Raw genomic sequence first — 22,198 nt, 5'->3', positions numbered from 1 at the left:
GCCCTGACCTGCCCGGCGCATCCGGGACGGGCTCGGCGGGGCGCCGGCTTGACTTGCTACTGGCGCGCGGATGTTGCTTGGATGGAAAAATGACCACCACTGACGCTGCTCCCCCGCCCGCCTCCGAACCCAACGCCGGGGCCGCCGCCGAGGTGACCGCCCCCGAACCCGTCGACGAGAACATCTGGCTCGAGGAGATCTACGGCGAGGAACAGCTGGCCTGGGTCCGGGAACAGAACGCCCGCACCGAGGAGCTGCTGGAAGACGCGGAGTACGCCGCGCTGGAGGCCAGCATCCTCGAGGTGCTGGACTCCACCGACCGGATCGCCATGGTGGGCAAGCACGGCGAGTGGTACTACAACTTCTGGAAGGACCGGCACAACCCGAAGGGCCTGTGGCGCCGCACCACCTGGGAGAGCTACCGGGGCGGGTCTCCGGAGTGGGATGTCCTGCTGGACGTGGACGCGCTGGCCGCGGCGGAAGGCGAGGAATGGGTCTTCCACGGCGCCAGCTTCCTGCGCCCGGCCGAGGGCGAGGCGCACCGGCTGGCGCTGTTGGCCCTCTCCCCCGACGGCGGCGACGCCAACCGCTACCGCGAGTTCGACGTCGAGGCCCGCGGCTTCGTCGACCCGGCGGCCGGCGGCTTTGACCTGCCGACGGCGAAGGGCAACGCCTCCTGGCTCGACGCCGACACCCTGCTGGTCGCCTCCACCGCCGAAGGCCTGCCCAGCACCACGTCCTCGTACGCCCGGACCGGCGTCAAGCTGCGCCGCGGCGAATCCCTGGCCGCGGCGGAGCGGGTGTTCGAAATCCCCGAAGACCACATGATGGCCCTCGTGGCGCACGACTCCACCCCGGGGTTCGAGCGGACCTTCGCCGTGGACTGGATCAGCTTCTTCGAGAAGACCACCTCGGTGCTGCGCGACGGGGAGTGGGTGCAGCTCGACGTCCCGGTGGACGTGAACCTCAGTTCGCACCGCGAATGGCTGCTGTTCAGGCCGCAGAAGGACTGGGCTGTCGGCGCCACGAGCTACCCGGCAGGATCCCTGTTGGCCGCCGACTTCGAGTCCTTCCTGGCCGGCAGCCGGGACCTGTCTGTGCTGTTCACCCCCGATGAGCACACGTCCCTGCAGTCCTGGAGCTGGACGCGGGACTTCCTGCTGCTGAACCTGCTCCGCGATGTCTCCTCGGAGATCCGGGTCCTTGATCCGCAGGAGCCCGGGACGGACACCGCCTGGGCGTCGACCGTGCTGGACGCCTGCCCGCCGCTGCACGACGTCAATGCCTACGCCGTCGACGACGAGGACACCGCCGGCGGCTCGGACGACGACTCCGACGATGACGGTACCGATGGTGCCGCACCGGTGTCCGAGACCGAGGCTCCCGGGGCAGGGAACGACTTCTGGCTCGTGGCCACCGGTTTTACGACGCCGACCACCCTGAAACGCGGCACCCTGAAACGCGGAGCGCCGAAGGGGGACGCCACGGCCGGCGCCGGTGTGGACAGCACGCACGAGGTGGTCCGGTCCTCGCCGTCGTTCTTCAATGAATCGGACTATGAAGTCCAGCAGCATTTTGCCGTGTCCAAAGACGGCACCCGGGTGCCGTACTTCCAGGTGGCGGCGCGGGACCTGGTCCTGGACGGCCAGAACCCCACGCAGCTGTCCGGCTACGGAGGCTTCGAAATCTCCCGGACCCCCGCGTACAGCGGAGCGATCGGCCGGGCCTGGCTGGAGCGCCGCACGGAGGAATCCGCCGGACACGACGGGGATGCCCCGCACACCCGCGGCGGCGTCTACGTGGTGGCCAACATCCGCGGCGGCGGGGAATACGGGCCCTCGTGGCACCGCGCGGCCCTGCAGGAGAAGCGGCACCGGGCCTACGAGGATTTTGCCGCCGTGGCCGCGGACCTGATCTCCCGCGGCGTGACCTCCCGGGAGCGGCTCGGCTGCGTGGGCGGCTCCAACGGCGGGCTGCTGGTGGGGAACATGCTCACCCGGTACCCGGAGCTGTTCGGCGCCGTGTCCTGCGGGGTCCCGCTGCTGGACATGCGCCGCTACACCAAGTTGTCCGCCGGCTACTCCTGGATTGCCGAATACGGCGACCCGGACGTGCCGGAACAGTGGGAGTTCGTTAAAACGTTCTCGCCCTACCACCTGCTCCGGGACGGCGTGGACTACCCGGAGGCGTTTATCTGGACGGCCACGTCGGACGACCGCGTGGGGCCGGTCCAGGCGCGCAAGATGGCCGCCCGGATGCAGGCGATGGGCATCCCCAATGTCTGGTTCCACGAGTCGCTGGAGGGCGGCCATGCGGGAGCCTCCGACAACCGCCAGGCTGCGGCCCTGCAGAGCCGCAGCCAGCACTTCCTGTGGCGGGCACTGGCGGGCCGCGGCGCCTGACGCCGGGCGGCCGCTGCTGGCTCCTCCCCCGTGGACAACGCGGGGTCAGGTCACGCCCATGCTCCGGCCCGGGAAGGACGCGATCTGACTCCGCATTGGCCGTTTTGCACTGCATGGCACCTTCTGCGTATCCTTGGTTGGCTAGTTAATAGCAATTGGAGACGTGCCAGAGCGGCCGAATGGGCTTCACTGCTAATGAAGTGTGGGGCACAACTCCACCGGGGGTTCAAATCCCCCCGTCTCCGCGTTTGACCCCGGTCCCTGGACCGGGGTCTTTTGCGTTTCCGGGGACTTTTGCGGGGCTCTGGGGTTAGCGGCACGTCCGGAGGCCGGACACCTGACGCCGTACCGGGGGTCCGGATGGCAGGATGGGCCCATGTCGAGCAACCCCTTGTCGAGCAACAGCGCGTTTGACGCCATCATCGTCGGCGGCGGCCACAACGGCCTGGCCGCGGCAGCGTACCTGGCCAAAGCCGGACGGACGGTCCTGCTGCTGGAAAAACTTGAGCACCCCGGCGGAGCCGCGGTCTCCGCCCAGGCGTTCGACGGCGTCGACGCCCGCCTCTCGCGGTACTCCTACCTCGTGAGCCTCCTCCCGCAGCAGGTCATTGACGACCTGGGCCTGCGCATCCGGCTGGCGCGGCGCCGGTATTCGTCCTACACCCCCGACCCGCACGACGGCGGCCGTGCCCTGCTGATCGACAACGGGGACGACACGGCCACCGCCGCCTCCTTCGCCGCCGTCGGGGCACCCGACGGCGAATTCCAGGCTTTCACCGAGTTGTACGCCGGCTTCCGACAGCTCACCGAGGCCCTGTGGCCCACCATGACCTCGCCGCTGCCGACGCGCTCCGAAGCGAAAGACCTCGCAGCCCGGGCCGGCGCGGGGGCGGCATGGGACGCCCTGACCGGACGGCCCATCGGGGACGTCATCGCCAAGTCGCTCCAGCACGACCTGGTCCGCGGCGTGGTGCTGACCGACGCCCTGATCGGCACGTTCGCCCGGGCCGACGACGAGGACCTGCAGCAGAACATCTGCTTCCTGTACCACCTGGTGGGCGGCGGCACCGGCGACTGGGATGTGCCCATTGGCGGCATGGGCGCGGTGTCCGGGGAACTGGAACGCGCCGCTCGCGAGGCGGGGGCGACCATCCTGACGTCCGCGGACGTCACCGCCGTCCGCCCGGGAGGTGTGGTCAGCTACCGCCACGCCGGGGCGGAACACACGGCCAGCGCATCCTGGGTCCTCGCCAACGTGGCCCCGGTGGTGCTGGACCGGCTGCGGAATTCCGCCGCGTCCGGCGGTACCGCCCCGCAGGCAACACCCCACGCCACCCGGAACCCGAACCATCTCCGGGAGGGTGCCCAGATCAAGGTGAACCTGCTGCTGAAGCGGCTCCCCCGGCTGCTGGATGAAACGGTAAGCCCGGAAGCGGCCTTCGGCGGGACGTTCCACATCAATGAAACGTGGTCGCAGCTGGACGCCGCCTACCTCGCCGCCGCGGCCGGAACCATCCCCGACCCGCTGCCCTGTGAGATCTACTGCCATTCCCTCACGGACCCCACCATTTTGTCGCCTGAACTGCAGGCCGCCGGCGCGCAGACCCTCACAGTGTTCGGCCTGCACGTCCCGGACCGGCTGATCACACCGGAGAACAACGAACAGCGCCGGGCGGAGCTGCAGGCGGCCGTCCTGAAATCGCTGAACTCGGTCCTGGCCGAACCCATCGAAGAGCTGCTGCTGACCGGCCCGGACGGACAGCCCTGCATCGAAGCCAAGACCACGCTCGACATCGAACGGGCGGTCGGCATGCCGCGGGGCAACATCTTCCACGGCGGCCTCGACTGGCCCTTCGTCGAGGACAACGCGCACCTGAACACCCCGGCGCAGCGCTGGGGGGTGGCGACGGATGACCCGCAGATACTGCTCTGCGGCTCCGGCGCCCGGCGCGGCGGTGCCGTCAGCGCCATCGGCGGGCACAACGCGGCCATGGCGGTGCTGGAGTCCGACACGCCTTCCCAGAGCTGAGCGTGGTGCCGCGGAGGTCCCTGAATGAGTGAACCCTCGCCGCCTTCCAACGCCGCCGCGGACCCGTGGAGTCCGCGCCTGGCCCTGCTGGTCGCCGCGACGTTTTTTATGGAGTTCCTGGACGGCACCGTCCTGACCACCGCCATCCCCAGCATCGCAGCGGACTTCTCGGTGCCCTCTGCGGACGTCAGCATCACCATGACCGCGTACCTGATGACGGTGGCGATGGGGATCCCGCTCAGCGGCTGGATGGCCGAGCGCCTCGGGGCGCGGCGGGTGTTCTGCCTGGCCATTGCGGTGTTCACGGTGGCCTCACTGCTGTGCGCGCTCAGCCAGGACCTCACCATGCTGACCCTGACCCGGGTGCTGCAGGGCGCAGGCGGCGCCATGATGGTCCCGGTGGGCACCCTTGTGGTGCTCCGCGGGACGGCGAAGAAGGATCTGCTCCGGGCCACGGCCTATCTGGTATGGCCCGGACTGCTGGCACCGGTCCTCGCCCCGCTGGTGGGAGGCGCGCTCACAACCCTCCTGTCCTGGCACTGGATCTTCCTGATCAACCTCCCGCTGGGACTCGCTGCGTTCGTCGCGGCGCTGCGGCTGGTCCCCTGCACCGCGGGCGACGCCAAACGGCGCCTGGACTGGCTGGGCCTGGCCCTCACCACCCTGGGGGTCGGGGCCGTGATGGTAGGGCTGGAGCTGGCCGGCGGCCGCGAGGCCGGCATGTTGGCGGCCATCGGCATCACCGCGGGCCTGATGTTCCTCAGCACTGCAGCCTGGTGGATGCGGCGGGCCCGGCCACCATTGTTCGACCTGGGCGTCTTTTCCACCCGGACGTTCCGCTCCACGGCGACCGGCGGATTCATCTACCGCCTGACCATCAGTGCGGTGCCGTTCCTGCTTCCCCTGATGTTCCAGAACGGTTTCGGCTGGGATCCGCTGCGCGCCGGGGTGCTCGTCGCAGCGGTCTTCATTGGCAATATCGGGATCAAGCCGGCCACCACCCCGCTCATCCGGCGCTTCGGTTTCAAACCGGTCCTCGTGTTCGCCTCGCTGGCATCGGCGGTCACCTTTGCGCTGTGCGCCATGCTCGACGCCGGCACTCCGGAACCGCTGATCTTCGCACTGCTCGTGGCCAGCGGCGCCTTCCGGTCCATCGGGTTCTCGGCCTACGCCTCGGTGCAGTACGCCAACGTCGTGCCCGCCCAGCTGCCGTCCGCCAACGCCGTTTCCGCGACCCTTGTGCAGCTCGCGACGGCGGCCGGGATCGCGATCGGGGCGCTGCTGATCCGGGTTTTCGAGGCCAGAGCCCTGCTGGACGGTGTCGGTGCCAATGCCTCTGCCGCCGCCGGGGATCCGGTGGCACCCTACCGGGCGGCGTTCCTGGCCATTGCGGTGATCATGCTCCTGAGCACCCTGGACAGCCTGACGCTGCCCCGGCACTCCGGAGCCGAGGTCAGCCGGCCTGGCCCAGCACCAGAGGGAGCACCGCGCCGGCGCCCGCGAGCCTGAGGGCGCGGCCGGCGACGGTCACGGTCCAGCGGCTGTCGACCAGATCGTCAATCAGCATCACACTCTGGCCCTGGATCCCGGCCAGGGCTGCCTCCAGCTCCGGCCCCACCACCAGTCGGTCCCAGACGCCGGCAAGCCGGTAGGCGCTGTTGCCGCCGCGCCCGCCGGTCGGTCCGCCGTGTTCGAGCTGCAACTGCCCCAGATAGGGGATCCGGCCGATTTCCGAGATGCCGCGGGCCAGCGAGTCCACCAGGGCGGGCTTGCCGCGGGACGGGACGCTGATGATCGCGGCGGGCCGGCCTGCCCCGCTCCAGCCGGGAGTTCGGGAATCGCCGGTACCCCATTCGCGCAGCACCTGGACGCACGCCTGCAGCATGCCGGGGTCCACGGTGCGGTCAGGGGCTCCGGCGGCGAAGGCTTCGCGCAGGGCGCCGCCCCAGCCCAGGTCGGTGAGCCGCGCCAGCGCGCGGCCGCCGGCAACGCTTTCTTCAGGCTTGATCTTGCCCTTCACTGGTACACCCAGCCGGTCCATGCCGCTGGGCCACTGCAGCCGCGGTTCCAGCGGCACCCCTGCGCGGCTGAGTGTCTGGCCGGCGGCTTCGGTGGCCGAGGCGGCAATGTCTGCCGGGAACCACTGGCCGGCGCAGTTGTCGCAGCGGCCGCAGGCACGGGCGGTCTCGTCGTCGAGGACGGAGGTGATGTATTCCATCCGGCAGCCCGCCGTGTCCTGGTAGATCACCATGGAGTCCTGTTCATCCACCCGGGCCTCCGCGATCCGGCTGTACCGCTCGGCGTCGTAGGTCCACGGCTGGCCGGTGGAACGCCAGCCTCCGCCCACACGCTCGACGGCGCCGTCGACCGCCAGCACCTTCAGGAGCAGCTCCAGCGGCGTCCGCCGCAAGTCCACGCGCGCCTCCAAAGCGACCGTGGACACGGCCGTTCCCGCGTCGGCGAGGGCGGTCAGCACGGCACCGGCCTTTTCCTCCGAGGGCATGGACGCGGTGGCAAAGTACTGCCAGATGTCGCGGTCCTCGGACCCGGGCAGCAGGAGCACGTCGGCGTTGGCGGCGCCACGGCCGGCACGGCCGACCTGTTGGTAGTAGGCCACCGGGGATGACGGCGCCCCGAGGTGCACCACGAACCCGAGGTCCGGCTTGTCGAAGCCCATGCCGAGGGCGGATGTGGCGACGAGGGCCTTGACCTGGTTGTCCTTGAGAAGCTGTTCCGCCCGTTCCCGGTCCGCGGGGTCGGTGCGTCCGGTGTAGGCAAGCACCTCGTGGCCAGCCTCGGCCAGGAGCCGTGCGGTGTCCTCGGCCGCGGAGACCGTAAGGGTGTAAATGATTCCGCTGCCGGGCAGATCTTTCAGGTGCGTGAGCAGCCAGCCGAGCCGGTCGCGGGAGTCCGGCAGGCTCAGCACGCCCAGCCGGAGGGACTCACGGCCCAGGGCGCCGCGGATGGTCAGCACTCCGGCGCCGAGCTGCTCCTCGATGTCGTGGACCACCCGGGAGTTGGCGGTGGCTGTGGTGGCCAGGACCGGGACGGAGTCCGGCAGCTGGGTGATGAGGTCCGCGATGCGCCGGTAGTCGGGGCGGAAATCGTGGCCCCAGTCGGAGATGCAGTGGGCCTCATCGATGACCAGCAGCCCGGTGCGGCGGATCAGCTCGGGCAGCTGGTTCTCGCGGAAGGAGGGGTTGGTGAGCCGCTCCGGCGAGACCAGCAGGACATCGACCTCGTCTGCTGCGAGCTGTTCGCGGACGGTGTCCCAGTCCAGCTGGTTGGCGGAGTTGATGGCCACCGCCCGGACCCCGGCCCGCGCCGCGGCGGCCACCTGGTCACGCATGAGGGCCAGCAGCGGGGACACGATCAGGGTGGGCCCGGCACCGCGCCGCCGCAGGAGCAGGGACGAGACAAAGTACACGGCCGACTTTCCCCAGCCGGTGCGCTGCACCACGAGGGCCCGCCGGCCGCCGTCGACCAGCGCCTCAATCGCCTCAAACTGGCCGTCGTGGAACTCCGCGGCCGGATGCCCCACCAGCTCGCGCAGGACTTCCTGGGCCTGCTCCCGGGTCCCCGGCACGCCGTCGGATGCGGCGGGGGAAGCGGACAGGACTGCAGCGTTCTGGTTATTGGCCATTGCTTCAGTATCCCAGCCCCCTCCGACAGCCACGAAGCGAAGGGCACCGCTATGTGGACCATCACAGCGGATCCGGCGGCGGTCCGGCGGCAGGAGCGCACCGTCAGCGCTCCTCGACAGCCAGATTCGGCTTCCCCGTAAGATAGACGGGTGACTATCGACCAGACCAGGACTTTTGACCTCTCCGCCTCCTTCAAGGCCTACGACGTGCGCGGCATTGTGGGCGAATCCATCACCGCGGAAATCGTCGAAGCGGTGGGCGCGGCATTCGTCGACGTCCTGCAGCTGGAGGGCAAAACGGTGCTGGTCGGCGGCGACATGCGCCCGTCCTCCCCCGAGTTCAGCAAGGCCTTCGCCAACGGTGCCGCCGGGCGTGGAGCCAACGTCCAGCTGCTCGACCTCATCTCCACCGACGAGCTCTACTACGCCTGCGGGTCGCTGAATGCAGCCGGAGCCACCTTCACCGCGAGCCACAACCCCGCCGAGTACAACGGCATCAAGATGGCCAAGGCCGGCGCCGAGCCGATCTCCTCCGAATCCGGGCTCAAGGAAATCCAGGCCCGCGCCGAGGAATACCTCAATGCCGGGTCCATCCCCGCTGCCCCCACCCGCGGCCTCATCGGCGTCCACGACGTCCTGAAGGGCTACTCCGAATACCTCCGCAGCCTCGTGGATCTCCGCGGCACCCGCCCGCTCAAGGTAGTAGTGGACGCCGGCAACGGCATGGCCGGCCTCACCACTCCGGCAGTCCTGGGTGATGCCCTGCTGCCCAAGCTTCCCCTTGAGATCATTCCGCTGTACTTCGAGCTCGACGGGTCCTTCCCGAACCACCCCGCCAACCCGCTGGAGCCGGAAAACCTGCGCGACCTGCAGGCCGCCGTCGTCGAGCACGGTGCAGATATCGGGCTGGCGTTTGACGGCGATGCCGACCGCTGCTTCGTCATCGACGAGAAGGGCGAACCCGTCTCCCCGTCCGCGATCACAGGCATGGTGGCCCGCCGCGAGATTGCCCGTGCCCAGGGCCTTGGCGAGGCGACCCCCACCGTCATCCACAACCTGCTGACCTCCCGCGCTGTCCCCGAACTGGTGGAAAGCCACGGCGGCCGGGCCGTGCGCACCCGTGTGGGCCACTCGTTCATCAAGGCGGTGATGGCCGCCGAGGGCGCTATCTTCGGCGGCGAGCACTCCGCGCACTTCTACTTCCGCGATTTCTGGAATGCTGACACGGGTATGCTCGCCGCGATGCACGTCCTGGCCGCCCTGGGCGAGCAGGACGGTCCGCTGTCCGAGCTGGGCCGCGAATACGAGCCGTACCTGTCCTCGGGTGAAATCAACTCCGAAATCGAGGACAAGGCGGCCGCCGTGGAGCGCGTCCGGCATGACTTCCACACGGAGGACGTCGAGGTGGACTACCTCGACGGCAGCACTTTCATCGCCACCGACGGCAGCTACTGGTTCAACCTGCGCCCCTCCAACACCGAGCCGTTCCTCCGCCTGAACGTCGAGGCCACGGACCTGCCCACGATGGAGCGCGTCCGCGACCGCGTCCTGGCACTGGTCCGGGGCTAGGCCCGTGTCGGAACTGCCGGCGGAGGCCGCAACCGAGAACCCTGCTAAGGCTGCTGAGACTGCAGAGACTACTGAGACTGCTGGGTCTTGGCGCAGCAGCGTCCCGGAGGCCAGCGCTACTGACCTAGAGAATCTGCTCGGCACCGGTGTCGGTGCCGCCCAGGAGCAGCTGGAGCGCAACGGCGGGTTCCTGCCGTTCGCCCTCGTCGTCGAGAATGACGGCGAGGTCCGGCTGGTGGCCGTCACCCCCGCCGACGCGGCCGAGGGCGCTGATGCGGACTTTGACGCGGATTCTATGATCAGCGACCTCACGGAACTGCTGCGCCAGCACCGGGACGAGTTCCGCGCCGCCGCCATCGTGTGTGACATCACCCTCTTGGAGGAAGCCTCCGACGCCATCCACGTGGCCGCCGAACACCGGGACGGCTCCCTGTTTGCCGCTGTCCTGCCGTACGCAGCGAACCCCGCGACCCGCGAGCTGGAATTCGGGGAGCTCTCCGCGGATACCAACGAGCCCGGCGTTTGGGTGGACTAGACCGGCCGTAAACTGGTGCCATGAAGATCAATGCCTTCGCGGACGTGAGCCTGCGCGCCATGATGGTGCTCGCAGCCGCGCCCGACGGCGGCCTCCTCACCACCCAGAGCATCGCCGACGCCGTGGCGACGCCGTACAACCACGTCAGTAAGGCGATGGCGAAGCTGCGTGAGCTGGGCATGATCGACGTCGAGCGCGGCCGGCACGGCGGCTCCCGGCTCAGCAGCGCCGGGCGGGTCGCCACCGTCGGGCAGCTCCTGCGCCAGCTGGACACCCGCACGGACCCCGCCGACTGCGTCGGCGCCGGCGGGACCTGTCCGCTCATCACCGAATGCCGCCTCCGCGGAGCCCTTGCCCGCGCCCGCGAGGCCTTCTACAGCGAACTGGACAATATCGTCGTCGCGTCCCTGCCGACCGCCCGGCAAATGGCGCCGGTGTTCCAGGCGATCGGCCTGCGCCCCGGACTCTGATCCGGAACCCTGCCGGGCCCAGGCCCGGCCGGGCGACCCGCAAAATCACCACCCGCCACGCCCGGGAAACACCTCGATTTGAAGATGTTTTCTACGCCATGTAGAACTGAGGTATAAATACTTGTATTTGAAATGCATGTATTTTCGTCGGCCCAGGTGCAGACCCCGGGCCACTATCTCAGGAGTCACTATGCTCTCGGACAAGTCCTTCCCCGTCATCGAGGCCACCCTCCCGCTGGTCGGATCTCGGATCGGTGAGATCACCCCCAAGTTCTACGCCCGCCTCTTCGCCGCGCACCCGGAACTTCTGGACGGGCTCTTCAGCCGCTCCAACCAGCGCAACGGCAACCAGCAGCAGGCACTGGCCGGAAGCATCGCCGCTTTCGCCACCCACCTGGTGAACAACCCCGGCACACTGCCGGAGACGGTGCTCGCCCGCATCGCCCACCGCCACGCCTCCCTTGGCATCACCGAACCGCAGTACCAGGTGGTCTATGAGCACCTGTTCGCCGCCATCGCGGAGGATCTGGCCGAGGTCATCACCCCGGAAATCGCCGAGGCCTGGACCGAGGTCTACTGGCTGATGGCCGACGCACTGATCAAGCTCGAAAAGGGCCTCTACGCCGCCCAGGCCAACAGCACGATGTGGAGCCCGTGGCGGGTCGCCGCCAAGACGGCCGCCGGCACCGGTTCCGTGACCTTCACCCTGGAACCGGCCGACGACACCCCCATCACCCCCGCTCTCCCGGGCCAGTACGTCAGTGTGAAGGTCACCCTTCCGGACGGACTGCGCCAGGTCCGCCAGTACTCGCTGTCCGGCGAGGCCGGCACCAGCCGCACCTTCACCACCAAGAAGGACGACGGCGGCGAAGTCTCCCCCGTCCTGCACAACAACGTCCAGGTGGGCGACATCCTTGAGATCTCCAACCCCTACGGCGAGATCACCCTCAAGGACGGCGAAGGCCCCGTTGTCCTGGCCTCCGCCGGCATCGGCTGCACGCCGACCGCGTCCATCCTGCGCTCCCTCGCGGACTCCGGCTCGGACCGCCAGGTCCTGGTCCTGCACGCTGAGAGCGATCTGGAGTCCTGGGCGCTGCGCTCCCAGATGACCGACGACGTCGAGCGCCTCGACGGCGCCGACCTCCAGCTCTGGCTCGAGCGGCCGGTCGAGGGAACCAAGGAGGGCTTTATGACCCTGCGCGAAGTGGACCTGCCGGCCAACGCCTCGCTGTACCTCTGCGGCCCGCTGCCCTTTATGAAGAGCATCCGCAACGAGGCCATCAACGCCGGCATCCCGGCCACCAAGATCCACTACGAGGTCTTCGGCCCGGACATCTGGCTCGCCAGCTAAGGTCCCGGCGCGGCCGGTGGGCAGATCAGGAAGCACAAGGCACGACGGCGGCCCCGCACCTTTCGCGAGGCGCGGGGCCGCCGTCGTGGTTAATCCGGCAAAGCGGCCCGGCACGGCTCAACTCGCGGGAGGCGCCCCGGTGATCGCGTGGCCGAAGCGCAGTAGGTTGTCCGGGTCGTAGCTGGTCTTCGCGGCCCTCATCCGCTCGTAGACAGCGGGCGACCACGCCCTCGCCCGGTCAGCCTCATCGCCAGGCTCGCCATGGAAGTTGACCAGCGTGTAACCCGTCGAGTGGGGAGCCATCTCAGCCAGGACGCCGCGGATGGATGCGGCGACTTCCTCGGCAACCGGTGGCATCTTGAACCCGAGCAGGAAGAGCATGAACGCCGAGTCCCGCCCGGACACGGCGTTCGGCAGCACCCCGGCGCGGGCCAATGCTCCACCCAGCGGCCGGATTTCTACGAGCAGCAGAGGACAGTCGGAGCCTTCGCCGGTGAGCTGCAGCAGGTCCGCGAGAGTCTCCTCGCCGAGATCCTGTAGGAGCGCCCCACCGGCCATGAAAGGCAGCGGATCCGCCGGATCCATGTGGATCTGGTCAACGTCGAGATAGTTCATGGGCCCGGCCGTATCCATCAAGGGGGTCGAGACGGCGCGCATCGGGGCCAGCAGCGCGTCGCCGGCATCCCGGTTCCCCATCAGGGCGAAGCGGAGGTGCACCACAAACTGGCCCCGCAGCGGCGCGGGGACGAACTCCATCTCCGGAAGCCGCAGCAGCGAGATCGAGGGTGAGGCGTGATCCGGCAGCGTGGGCAGCCACTCCCGGAAGGCAGCCAGGATGAGTGCCGCATCGGCGCCCGGATAGATGATGCCGCCGCCGTAGAACTCACCCAGCGGAAAGAGGCTGAACTCGAGTTCGGTGACGATCCCGAAGTTGCCCTTGCCACCGAGCATCAACGCGAACAGCTCGGCCTCGGCCTCGGCGTCGATCCGGCGCAGCGCGCCATCGGCGGTCACGACCTCCATGCTGCGGACATGGTCCGCCGCAAAGCCGTGGGCGCGCCCCAGCACCGGAAGCCCGCCGCCAACCGTGTAGCCGACGACGCCGACGTCGGTACTTGAACCGTGCAGTCCGACCAGCCCGAGCGGCACGCTGGCTTCCAGGACGCTGCGCCACTTCACGCCGGCCCCGACGCGTGCGGTGCGTTCAACCGGATCGATCTGCAGCGCCTGCAGGCGCCGCGTGTTGATGAGCAGGCCGCCGGTCACCACCGAGTCGGCGCCGTGCCCGGTGGACTGGACCGCCACCGGGAGCCTGCGTTCTGCCGCCCATTTCACCCCGGCAGCGACATCCTGTGCGTTCTGGGCCCCGAGGACGACGTCGGGCCGGTGGACTGTTGCGGCGTTGAACGCGAACGTCTCGGCCGCGAATTCGGGGCTGTCCGGCAACGCGACAGTGCCACTGACGGCAGTGGACAGGGCCTGGATGTCGTCGGTGACAAGCATGATGCGCTCCTGAGGTCTCGCGGTTTGCGAGCAGGTCGGGGGCGCGGCGGCGCACGTGTGGCTGGTCCCCAGCACCCGCTCCAGTCCGCGGACGGCCCGGCTGATGAATGCGCTTGAGCCTAGGGCGCCGACTTTGGGGTCGTCTAGGGACCTAAGTCCCCTGCGGCCGGCTCGCCAGGAAAAGTCTCGTCGGTTGCACGACGGCGGCCCCGCACCTTTCGCAAGGTGCGGGGCCGCCGTCGTGCTGTCAGCTGGCTGCTACTGGGCTGCCAGGCGTTCCTTCAGGCCGTCGAGCTCGGAGCGCAGGGCCGCCGGGAGCGAGTCGCCGAACTGGGCGTACCACTCCTCGATGGACGCCAATTCGGCCGCCCACTCCTCGCGGTCCACGCGGACGGCATCCTCCACGTGGGAGTGCGTCAGGTCCAGACCGGTGAGGTCCAGCGAGCCGGGCGCTGGCACGTAGCCGATGGGGGTCTCGACGGCGTCCGCCTTGCCCTCGATGCGCTCGATAGCCCACTTGAGGACGCGTGCGTTGTCACCGAATCCGGGCCACGCGAAGCCGCCGTCGGCGGTGCGGCGGAACCAGTTGACCAGGAAGATCTTGGGCAGGCGGTCCTGGTTGGCCTTGGCGGAGAGATTGACCCAGTGGTTCAGGTAGTCGCCCGCGTCGTAGCCGATGAACGGCAGCATGGCCATCGGGTCCCGCCGCAGCACGCCCACCTGGCCGGCTGCAGCCGCTGTGGTCTCGGAGGACAGCGTGGAGCCCATGAACACGCCGTTGGACCACGTGCGGGACTGGGTCACCAGCGGGATGGTGGTCTTCCGGCGGCCGCCGAACAGGATCGCGGAGAGCTCAACGCCGTCCGGGCTGAAGTACTCCTCGGCCAGCATGTCGATCTGGGAGATCGGTGTGCAGAACCGGGAGTTCGGGTGGGCAGCAGGCTGGTCCGAGTCGGGCGTCCAGGAGTTGCCCTGCCAGTCGGTCAGGTGCGCGGGAGTCTCTTCGGTCATGCCCTCCCACCACACACCGCCGTCGTCCGTGAGGGCCACGTTGGTGAAGATGCTGTGGCCCTTGGCAATGGCGCGCATGGCGTTGGGGTTGGTGCCCCAGCCGGTGCCCGGGGCGACACCGAACAGGCCGGCCTCCGGGTTGGTGGCACGCAGCTCGCCTTCCTTGCCGATCCGCATCCAGGTGATGTCGTCACCGAGGGTTTCGACCTTCCAGCCCTCGATGGTCGGATCCAGCAGGGCGAGGTTGGTCTTGCCGCAGGCGGAGGGGAAGGCCGCGGAGACGTAGTAGTTCTTCTTCTCCGGCGAGGTCAGCTTGAGGATGAGCATGTGCTCGGCAAGCCAGCCTTCGTCGCGGGCCATGACGGAGGCGATGCGCAGGGCGTAGCATTTCTTGCCCAGCAGGGCGTTGCCGCCGTAGCCGGAACCGAAGGACCAGATGGAGCGCTCTTCGGGGAAGTGCACGATCCACTTGTCCGGGTTGCAGGGCCAGGCGACGTCGGCCTGGCCGGGGGCCAGCGGTGCGCCGAGGGAGTGCAGGGCGGGGACGAAGAAAGCGTTCGTGGCGGTGATCTTGTCCAGGACTTCGGTGCCGATCGTGGCCATGATGCGCATGGAGGCGACCACGTAGGCGCTGTCCGTGATCTCCACGCCGAACTTGGGATCCTCGGCGTCGAGGTGGCCCATGACGAACGGGATGACGTACATGGTGCGGCCGCGCATGGAGCCGCTGAAAAGTCCGCGCAGCTTCTCCTTCATCTCCGCCGGGGCCATCCAGTTGTTGGTGAAGCCTGCATCGCGTTCGTTTTCGGAGCAGATGTAGGTCTGCTCCTCGACGCGGGCCACATCGGCGGGGTCGGAGAATGCCGCGAAAGATTTGGGGAACAGCTTCTCGTTCAGGCGGGTCAGCGTGCCCGCGGCGACGAGCTCGTCCGTGAGCCGGGTGTTCTCGTCCTCGGAGCCGTCTACCCAGTGGATCCGGTCCGGCTGGGTCAGTTCGGCTACCTCTTCAACCCATGCCAGCAGGCCGGCATGTGTGGTGGGTGCCTTTTCAAGCAACGGCAGTCGCGCCAGATCTCCCATTACGGTTCCCTTCCTCGGGTTCAGTGGTGTTTCCTAAATGTAGGGCTAGATCACCCCCCGAAATCGGGGCGAGATGTCAGACGTCCGGGCGCCGGGAAATCGAAAACCGCGGAAATCCAAGGAATACCCGCCACGAAAAGGCGACAATTTGTGACTAAGGTCACGTAGACCGGTCTAGTAGTCCAGATTACACCCGTTTCGATTTGTATCTGCGGCCCCACCTCGCGTAAAGTAATTCGAGGTTCGGGGAGCGAGAAGTTCCAAGAACTGAGAATGCGCCCATAGCTCAGCTGGATAGAGCGTCTGTCTACGGAACAGAAGGTCAGGGGTTCGAATCCCTTTGGGCGCACAGAGAAAAAGATCCGCACCGGTCCGCCGGTGCGGATCTTTTGTTTTCCGGCTCGATCCGGAAAACCGCGGCGGTTTCGGACAAGCGCGTGCCGGATCCAGGCCGCGTCGGTCGCAAACCGTAGCGAAACCCGGGCAGCGGCTCGGTGCCTACTCCCCCGCGGCAGCCGCGATCCGGCCGCGGATGCCGTCAAAGTGGCTACTGAGCCGCTGGGCCGCGAGGACCTTGTCTCCGGCCGCGACGGCCTCATAGATTCCCCGGTGGAGGGCTGCCGCCGGGAGACCGGGCCCTTCGTCTCCGGCCAGCTCCATCTGAAGCCGCCGGTAGACGCCCCGGAAGACGCCCAGCAGGCTGACGAGCAGATCGTTGTTGAGCGGCTCGAACAGCCTGCGGTGAAACTCGGCGTCAGCCTCGAGGAAGCTCTCCCCCGAACCAGCCAATGCTTCCATCCGGAGCACGGATTCCTCGACGGCCAGCAAGCCCTCCGGGGTCATCAGGTCCATGGCGCCTGCAATCAGCCCGGACTCCAGCGCCTGCCGCACCTCCACGAGCTGCAAGGCCTCCTGTCCGTGATGCCGCAGCGATAGCCGGCCACGGAAGGTAAGCCCGTCCGCCAGGGCATCAAAATTGCTGGGTGCCACGAACATGCCGAAGCCATGACGGATCTCAATCACGCCCAGGGCCTGGAGGACCTTCAAGGATTCCCTCAGGGTGTTCCGGCCGACGCCCAGCTCAGCGGATAGTTCATGCTCAGTCGGCAGCGCGTCCCCGGCTTCCAGCCCGCGCTCCAGGATGAGTTCCATGATGTCGGCCTGCAGGGCCTTCAGCCGGGCCTGCGCGCTGAACCTCGCCGGTGGCAGGGATCGGCCGACAGCCGCGCCCGCGCTGCCCGCGGCAGGTCCGCCTGCGGGCAAAATCCCTGGCGCCATCGCCTTCCCCTCCCCCAAAAGATGATCCCAACAGTAGCGGTGGTCCCACGTCCTGCAAAGGGTCGGCGCGGACGTTCACGGTCATGGCTCCGGGCGTAGGCTTTTGCCATGACGGAACAGTTTGAGCGGGAATTCGATGTCATTGTGATCGGCGCCGGCGCCGTGGGCGAGAACGTGGCGGACCGCGTAGTGCGGGGCGGACTCACCGCAGTGCTCATCGAAGCGGAACTGGTGGGCGGCGAATGCTCCTACTGGGCCTGTATGCCGTCGAAGGCGCTGCTGCGTCCCGGCACCGCACTCCACGGCGCCCAGACTGTCCCCGGCGCCGAAGAAGCTGTCACCCGCACCCTGGATGCGGCCGCCGTCCTGAAGCGCCGCGACTACTTCACGTCCAACTGGCAGGACGATAGCCAGGTCACGTGGGTCGAAGAAGCCGGGATTGAGTTGATCCGCGGCCACGGCTGGATTACGGACACCCGAATGGTTGAAGTCGCGGGACTGGATGGCAACAGCTACGTCCTCACGGCACGGCACGCCGTGGTGGTGGCCACCGGGTCCGCGCCCACAGTACCGCCGGTCGAGGGTCTGTCCGACGTGGACTACTGGACCACGAGGGAGGCGACGTCCGTCCGCGAGATCCCGGGCCGGCTGGCAGTCCTGGGCGGCGGCGTGGCCGGTACCGAACTCGCCCAGGCGTTCGCCCGGCTCGGCGCATCGGTGACGCTGGTGGCCCGCGGCCGCCTGCTGGGAGCTTTCCCGGAGGAGGCCGCCGCGCTGGTAGCGTCCGGGCTGCGTGCGGACGGCGTGGATCTGCACCTCCAGACCAGCACTAACAGCGTCCGCGAGAATGACGATAACTCCCTCACCCTCGAACTGGAGGGCGGCGCCACAGTGACGGCGGACAGAGTCCTGGTCGCCACTGGCCGGCACCCCGCCCTCGAGGGCCTGGGCCTGGAGAGCATTGGCCTCGCCGCCGCGGAGGGGAAAGAACTCCGGCTCAGCACCGATTCCACCGGCCTCGTCGCGGGCGCCGCCGGGAACGACGTCGACCCGTGGCTGTACGCCGCGGGCGACGCCGCCGGGACGGCCATGCTGACCCATCAGGGGAAGTACGGGGCGCGCGCCACAGGTGACGCCATCGCCGCCCGGGCCAAGGGCGAACTCAGGGGTGGGGCCGCCCGGTGGAGCCGTTACGCCCGGACCGCCGACGACCACGCGGTGCCCAACGTTGTGTTCACCGATCCGGAACTGGCCAATGTGGGCCGGACGGTGCGGCAGGCGGAGCGGGACGGCGTCCGGGCGTCCTCCGTCGAACTGCCCATCCAGGTGGCCGGGTCCTCATTACACGCCGAACGGTACGAGGGCTGGGCCCAGCTGGTGGTCGACGAGGACCGCAACGTGCTGCTGGGCGCCACATTCGCCGGCCCAGACGTTGCTGAGCTGCTGCATGCCGCCACCATCGCCGTCGTCGGCGAAGTGCCGCTGGACCGGCTGTGGCATGCCGTGCCCGCCTACCCCACCATCAGTGAAGTCTGGCTGAAGCTGCTCGAGGAGTACGGGCTCTAAGCAGGCCAACGGACCGGGCCGCGGTCTGATTGATCACACTATTTGAACTGACCGGTCAGTTTAGTTAGCCTTGTTGTAGACATTCATCTGCGAAAGGCTCCCCTTGCTCCTCGTCCAACAGCTCTCCGTGAACGGAAGACGGGACAAGCTGCTGCCCGCCACGTCCCTTCAGGTCCGGCGCGGGGATCTCCTGCTGGTCTCCGGCACCCGCCAGGACCAGCGCACGGCCCTGGCCCTGGCCCTCAGCGGACGCCTCAAATCCTCCGCCGGCCACGTTGAGTGGGACGGGAGGCCGGGGATCAAGACCCTGCGGCAGGCGAGCGCCGTGGTGGACTCCCCCGGTGTGAACGAACCCGAGCAGCACCTCAGCGTCCGTGACTTGGTCACCGAGGACCTGTCCCTGATCCCGCGGCGGCACCGCGGACCGCTGGCCAGCAAGCCCTGGCTCAAGGTCAACCGCTTCGAGGACATCGCCGGGCTCTGGACCGAGCAGCTGCCCGCCGACCGACGGATCCAGCTGCTCACGGCACTCGCACTGGCGAACCCGCAGACGGATCTGCTCGTGGTGGATTCCCCGGATCGCCACGGCGATCCCGGTGACTGGCTGCCGCGGCTGGAGGAGTTGGCATACGACGCCGGCCGGCCCCTCGCCGTCGTCGCCACGGTCATGAGCGTCCCGGCGGGCTGGACCGGCCGGGTGGCGGCGATTGGCAATGCAGCCTCCTGTTCCGACGGTGACCTTCCCCCCGAAGATCTTCCCGCCGGACCCCTTGAAGTATCCACGGCTCCTGTTAGTGAGGACGCCAAGTGACTGTGCTGCGGCTGGCCCGTTCCGAACTCAAACGCATGACCGGCGGCCTGTTGCCCAGGCTCACCATTCTGGCGCTGACCATGGTCCCGCTGCTCTACGGCGCCGTGTACCTCTACGCCAACTGGGATCCCTACGGAAAGCTGAACCAGATCGATGCGGCCCTCGTGGTGGAGGACACCGGCGCCACTTCCGCCGACGGCGCCCGGCTCGAGGCCGGACGGAAGGTCGCCGACAGCCTCGTGGACGGCCACGTCTTCAACTGGCAGACAGTCTCCGACACCGCGGAAGCGGATGAGGGCGTCAGCACGGGCAAGTATGCCTTCGCCTTGAAGATCCCCAAGGATTTCTCGGCAAACCTGGTCTCGCCCGGCAGCTTCGACGCCGCCAACCGGGCCATGCTCAATGTCACCACCAATGACGCGAACAACTATCTGCTGAGCACCATCGTGGACAAGCTCACCACCGCCGTGCACACCACGGTGGCCACCGAGGTCGGCGAGGAAACTGCCAACCAGCTCCTCACCGGTTTCGGGACCATCCACTCCCAGATGCTCAAAGCTTCCGACGGCGCCGGGCAGCTCGCCGACGGGGTGGCCAGTCTCCACGACGGGACGGTCACCCTCCATCAGGGCACCGGCGATCTCAAGAACGGCGCCGCTGATCTGTACAACGGCCAGCTCAAGCTCCGCGACGGCGCGAAGTCCCTCAGCAGCGGGGTCGGGCAGCTCAGCGCGGGTCTGACCCAGCTCGAAGACAAGACGGCCGCGCTGCCCGCCGACACCCGGACGCTGGCGGACGGCGCCGCGCAGGTGGCGGCCGGCAACGCCGCACTCAACACCAAGGTGCAGGGCCTGGCCGGCCAGCTGGCTGCCTCCGATCAGGCTGTCGCCCAGGCACAGCGCAGCCGGGTGGTTGCGTCCAACAGCCGGCTGGTCGCCGCCGGGACCATCACCCCGGCCCAGGCGGACGCGATCCTGGCGGACTTCGACGCAAATGCGGCTCCGCCCGCGTCCGCAGGCCCCGCAGCTGCCCTGAAGTCCGCTGCAGGTCAGATCCAGCAACTGGCGGACGGGTCCGCTGCCGTCAGCGCGGGCGCGGCCCGGCTGGCCGGAGCCACCCCCGCCCTCAGCGGCGCCATCACCCAAGCGTCCACCGGCGCGGACCAGCTGGCCGGCGGAGCCGCCACCCTGGCCGCCGGACAGCAGAGCGCACTCGACGGCGCCGGAAAACTCTCCGACGGCGCGCAAAAACTCGACGAAGGCGCGGCCCGGCTGGAAAACGGTGCGGCTACCGCCTCCGACGGCGCCGGGACGCTCGCAGCTGAACTCGCCAAGGGCGCCGGCCAGGTCCCCAACCCCAATGATGACCAGAAGGACAGCATTGCCAAGGTGATGGCGGACCCGGTGGCCGTCAGCAACGTCTCGCAGGCCAAAGCCGGCTCCTACGGCGCCGGGCTGGCACCGTTCTTCCTCACCCTGGCCCTATGGATCGGAGTCTTTATGCTGATCCAGGCGATGCGGCCCATCACCCAGCGCGCGCTGGCGTCGAACGCCCCGGCGTGGAAGATCGCCGTCGGCGGCTGGCTCCCGTTCCTGGCCGTCTCCGCCGTCCAGGCGAGCCTGCTCACGCTCGTGGTGGACGTGGGGCTGGGGCTCAACCCCGCCCACCCCTGGCTGATGTGGTTCCTTATGCTGGCCGCCGCCATGGCGTTCAGTGCGATCATCCAGGGCGTCGTCGCCCTGCTCGGATCCCCCGGCAAGCTCGTGGTGCTCATCCTCCTGGTGCTGCAGCTGGTCTCCTCCGGCGGAACCTTCCCCTGGCAGACAACGCCCCAGCCGCTCCACGTGGTGCACCAGCTCCTGCCGATGGGGTACGTGGTCAACGGCATGCGGCATCTGGTCTACGGCGCTGACCTCACCGTCATCATGCCCACCATGCTGGGGCTGTTTGGCTACACTTTGCTGGGAACGGCACTGTCCACCCTGGCCGTCCGGAAACACAAATACTGGACCCTGAAGACCCTGAAACCGGAGATCGCCGTATGAGCAGCCGCACGGACAGCACGACGGCGGGCGCCGGAGGCGTGAAGACCGGCGTGAAAACTGCCGTGGAAACTGAGGCTGAGTCGCCGGCGGAAACCGCTAAAAAGCGCCGGCCGGCCCGCACCAACGCGACCAAGCAGAAGCTGTTCGAGGCTTCGATGGAGCTCATCGGCGAGCGCGGCGTGGCAGGAGTGACGGTCGATGAGATCGCGGCGGCCGCCGGGGTCTCCAAGGGCACCGTGTACTACAACTTCGGCAGCAAATCGGACCTGATCGCCCAGCTGCTGCGCCACGGAGTGGATATCCTGCTGGGCCGCCTGCTGAGCGTCAGGGACGATTCCGCGGATCCGCTCGCTGCCATGGACGAAATGATCGGCCAGGCCATGGACTTCATGGACGAGTATCCGTCCTTTGCCCGGCTGTGGGTCAGCGAAAACTGGCGGATCCCCAGCGAGTGGCAGGATACCTTCGCCGAACTCCGCGGACGGCTGCTCGCCGTGATCGGCGCGGCGGTCGATGGTGTGGCGGCCGTCTACCCGGTGGATCCGGCGGTGTCCCGGGGCAGCCTGGAAACCGCAATCTTCGGGGCCTGCTTCGTGGTGGGCCTGGACCGGCAGACTTACAACCCGGAGCGGACCCGCGAGCAAAGTGTCACGGCAATTATGGCCTCCATGCGCGGCTACATCGTGAAGTAGCCCCCGCTCGGGGATGATGATTCACATGGGCCACATGGGTAACAGCGGCAAGATTGCCATCGCTGCGTTTCTTGCCGCTCTGGCGCTCCTGGCGCTGACCGGCATCACACTGCACGAAACCGTCTTCCTGTGGTTTCTGGCGGCCGCCGCGGCGGCTTATGTGGCCTGCGTCGCCGAGGTAGTCATCCGCGGGCGGCACCGGACCCTGGCAGC

The 22,198-nt window shown here is 68.4% G+C and carries 15 protein-coding genes and 2 tRNA genes; 13 read left to right on the top strand and 4 right to left on the bottom strand.

Features of this window, described 5'->3' with window-relative positions; genetic code table 11:
* Positions 1–89: 89 nt before the first annotated feature.
* The 4 genes from AC6EUH_RS09590 to AC6EUH_RS09575 all read left to right on the top strand — a co-directional run bounded on the left by AC6EUH_RS09590 (position 90) and on the right by AC6EUH_RS09575 (position 5,940).
* Entirely contained in the window at positions 90–2,402 is a 2,313-nt protein-coding gene (locus AC6EUH_RS09590) for a prolyl oligopeptidase family serine peptidase (RefSeq protein WP_499738481.1), read from the top strand.
* A gap of 157 nt (positions 2,403–2,559) precedes the next feature.
* Positions 2,560–2,647, top strand: a tRNA-Ser gene (locus tag AC6EUH_RS09585).
* 131 nt (positions 2,648–2,778) lie between these two features.
* On the top strand, positions 2,779–4,431 hold the full coding sequence (locus AC6EUH_RS09580; RefSeq protein ID WP_499738480.1) for a phytoene desaturase family protein: 1,653 nt from the start codon (positions 2,779–2,781) through the stop codon (positions 4,429–4,431).
* Between the two features lie 24 nt (positions 4,432–4,455).
* Positions 4,456–5,940: an MFS transporter gene (locus AC6EUH_RS09575; RefSeq protein ID WP_499738479.1), complete on the top strand. Its 1,485-nt coding sequence runs from the start codon at positions 4,456–4,458 to the stop codon at positions 5,938–5,940.
* Here the strand turns inward: AC6EUH_RS09575 and AC6EUH_RS09570 are convergent.
* The gene (locus AC6EUH_RS09570; protein WP_499738478.1) at positions 5,885–8,074 is read right to left on the bottom strand and encodes a RecQ family ATP-dependent DNA helicase; all 2,190 of its coding nucleotides are present in this window, start codon (positions 8,072–8,074) and stop codon (positions 5,885–5,887) included. The two genes, AC6EUH_RS09575 and AC6EUH_RS09570, sit on opposite strands and share 56 nt — an antisense overlap.
* A 150-nt stretch (positions 8,075–8,224) precedes the next feature.
* On the opposite strand from AC6EUH_RS09570, the gene AC6EUH_RS09565 reads away from it, so the two are divergent.
* The 4 genes from AC6EUH_RS09565 to AC6EUH_RS09550 all read left to right on the top strand — a co-directional run bounded on the left by AC6EUH_RS09565 (position 8,225) and on the right by AC6EUH_RS09550 (position 11,999).
* Positions 8,225–9,643 carry a phosphomannomutase/phosphoglucomutase gene (locus AC6EUH_RS09565; protein WP_499738477.1) on the top strand — a complete coding sequence of 473 codons (1,419 nt, stop codon included), beginning with the start codon at positions 8,225–8,227 and terminating at the stop codon, positions 9,641–9,643.
* A gap of 133 nt (positions 9,644–9,776) precedes the next feature.
* Entirely contained in the window at positions 9,777–10,178 is a 402-nt protein-coding gene (locus tag AC6EUH_RS09560) for a hypothetical protein (RefSeq protein ID WP_156367532.1), read from the top strand.
* A 20-nt stretch (positions 10,179–10,198) separates the two neighbouring features.
* Positions 10,199–10,648, top strand: a complete 450-nt coding sequence (locus AC6EUH_RS09555; protein WP_499738476.1) for an RrF2 family transcriptional regulator — start codon at positions 10,199–10,201, stop codon at positions 10,646–10,648.
* Positions 10,649–10,838: 190 nt separating this feature from the next.
* Positions 10,839–11,999, top strand: a complete 1,161-nt coding sequence (locus AC6EUH_RS09550; RefSeq protein WP_056427296.1) for a globin domain-containing protein — start codon at positions 10,839–10,841, stop codon at positions 11,997–11,999.
* Positions 12,000–12,116: 117 nt separating this feature from the next.
* Here the strand turns inward: AC6EUH_RS09550 and AC6EUH_RS09545 are convergent, their stop codons facing one another.
* Together AC6EUH_RS09545 and AC6EUH_RS09540 are read right to left on the bottom strand one after the other, a co-directional pair.
* Positions 12,117–13,502, bottom strand: coding sequence for an FAD-binding oxidoreductase (locus tag AC6EUH_RS09545; protein WP_056427299.1), 1,386 nt, complete (start codon positions 13,500–13,502; stop codon positions 12,117–12,119).
* A gap of 258 nt (positions 13,503–13,760) precedes the next feature.
* On the bottom strand, positions 13,761–15,593 hold the full coding sequence (locus AC6EUH_RS09540) for a phosphoenolpyruvate carboxykinase (GTP) (RefSeq protein WP_499738475.1): 1,833 nt from the start codon (positions 15,591–15,593) through the stop codon (positions 13,761–13,763).
* A gap of 275 nt (positions 15,594–15,868) precedes the next feature.
* On the opposite strand from AC6EUH_RS09540, the gene AC6EUH_RS09535 reads away from it, so the two are divergent.
* Positions 15,869–15,942, top strand: a tRNA-Arg gene (locus tag AC6EUH_RS09535).
* A gap of 149 nt (positions 15,943–16,091) precedes the next feature.
* On the opposite strand, the gene AC6EUH_RS09530 is transcribed toward AC6EUH_RS09535, so the two are convergent.
* Positions 16,092–16,871, bottom strand: a complete 780-nt coding sequence (locus AC6EUH_RS09530) for a FadR/GntR family transcriptional regulator (protein ID WP_082492600.1) — start codon at positions 16,869–16,871, stop codon at positions 16,092–16,094.
* A 108-nt stretch (positions 16,872–16,979) separates the two neighbouring features.
* Here AC6EUH_RS09530 and AC6EUH_RS09525 point away from each other — a divergent pair, with 108 nt between their 5' ends.
* The 4 genes from AC6EUH_RS09525 (at position 16,980) to AC6EUH_RS09510 (ending at position 21,985) form a co-directional block, all read left to right on the top strand.
* On the top strand, positions 16,980–18,437 hold the full coding sequence (locus tag AC6EUH_RS09525; protein ID WP_499738474.1) for a dihydrolipoyl dehydrogenase family protein: 1,458 nt from the start codon (positions 16,980–16,982) through the stop codon (positions 18,435–18,437).
* Between the two features lie 103 nt (positions 18,438–18,540).
* Positions 18,541–19,248: an ABC transporter ATP-binding protein gene (locus AC6EUH_RS09520; RefSeq protein WP_499738473.1), complete on the top strand. Its 708-nt coding sequence runs from the start codon at positions 18,541–18,543 to the stop codon at positions 19,246–19,248.
* On the top strand, positions 19,245–21,293 hold the full coding sequence (locus tag AC6EUH_RS09515) for a YhgE/Pip family protein (protein WP_499738472.1): 2,049 nt from the start codon (positions 19,245–19,247) through the stop codon (positions 21,291–21,293). Before AC6EUH_RS09520 ends, AC6EUH_RS09515 begins: the two co-directional genes overlap by 4 nt.
* Positions 21,290–21,985, top strand: coding sequence for a TetR/AcrR family transcriptional regulator (locus tag AC6EUH_RS09510; protein WP_235500147.1), 696 nt, complete (start codon positions 21,290–21,292; stop codon positions 21,983–21,985). Before AC6EUH_RS09515 ends, AC6EUH_RS09510 begins: the two co-directional genes overlap by 4 nt.
* The last annotated feature ends 213 nt before the right edge of the window (positions 21,986–22,198 follow it).

Source organism: Arthrobacter sp. 001422645 (genome assembly GCF_059816125.1).
Note: the sequence above shows the minus strand (reverse complement) of the source record. Positions and strands in the feature narration are given on the sequence as shown.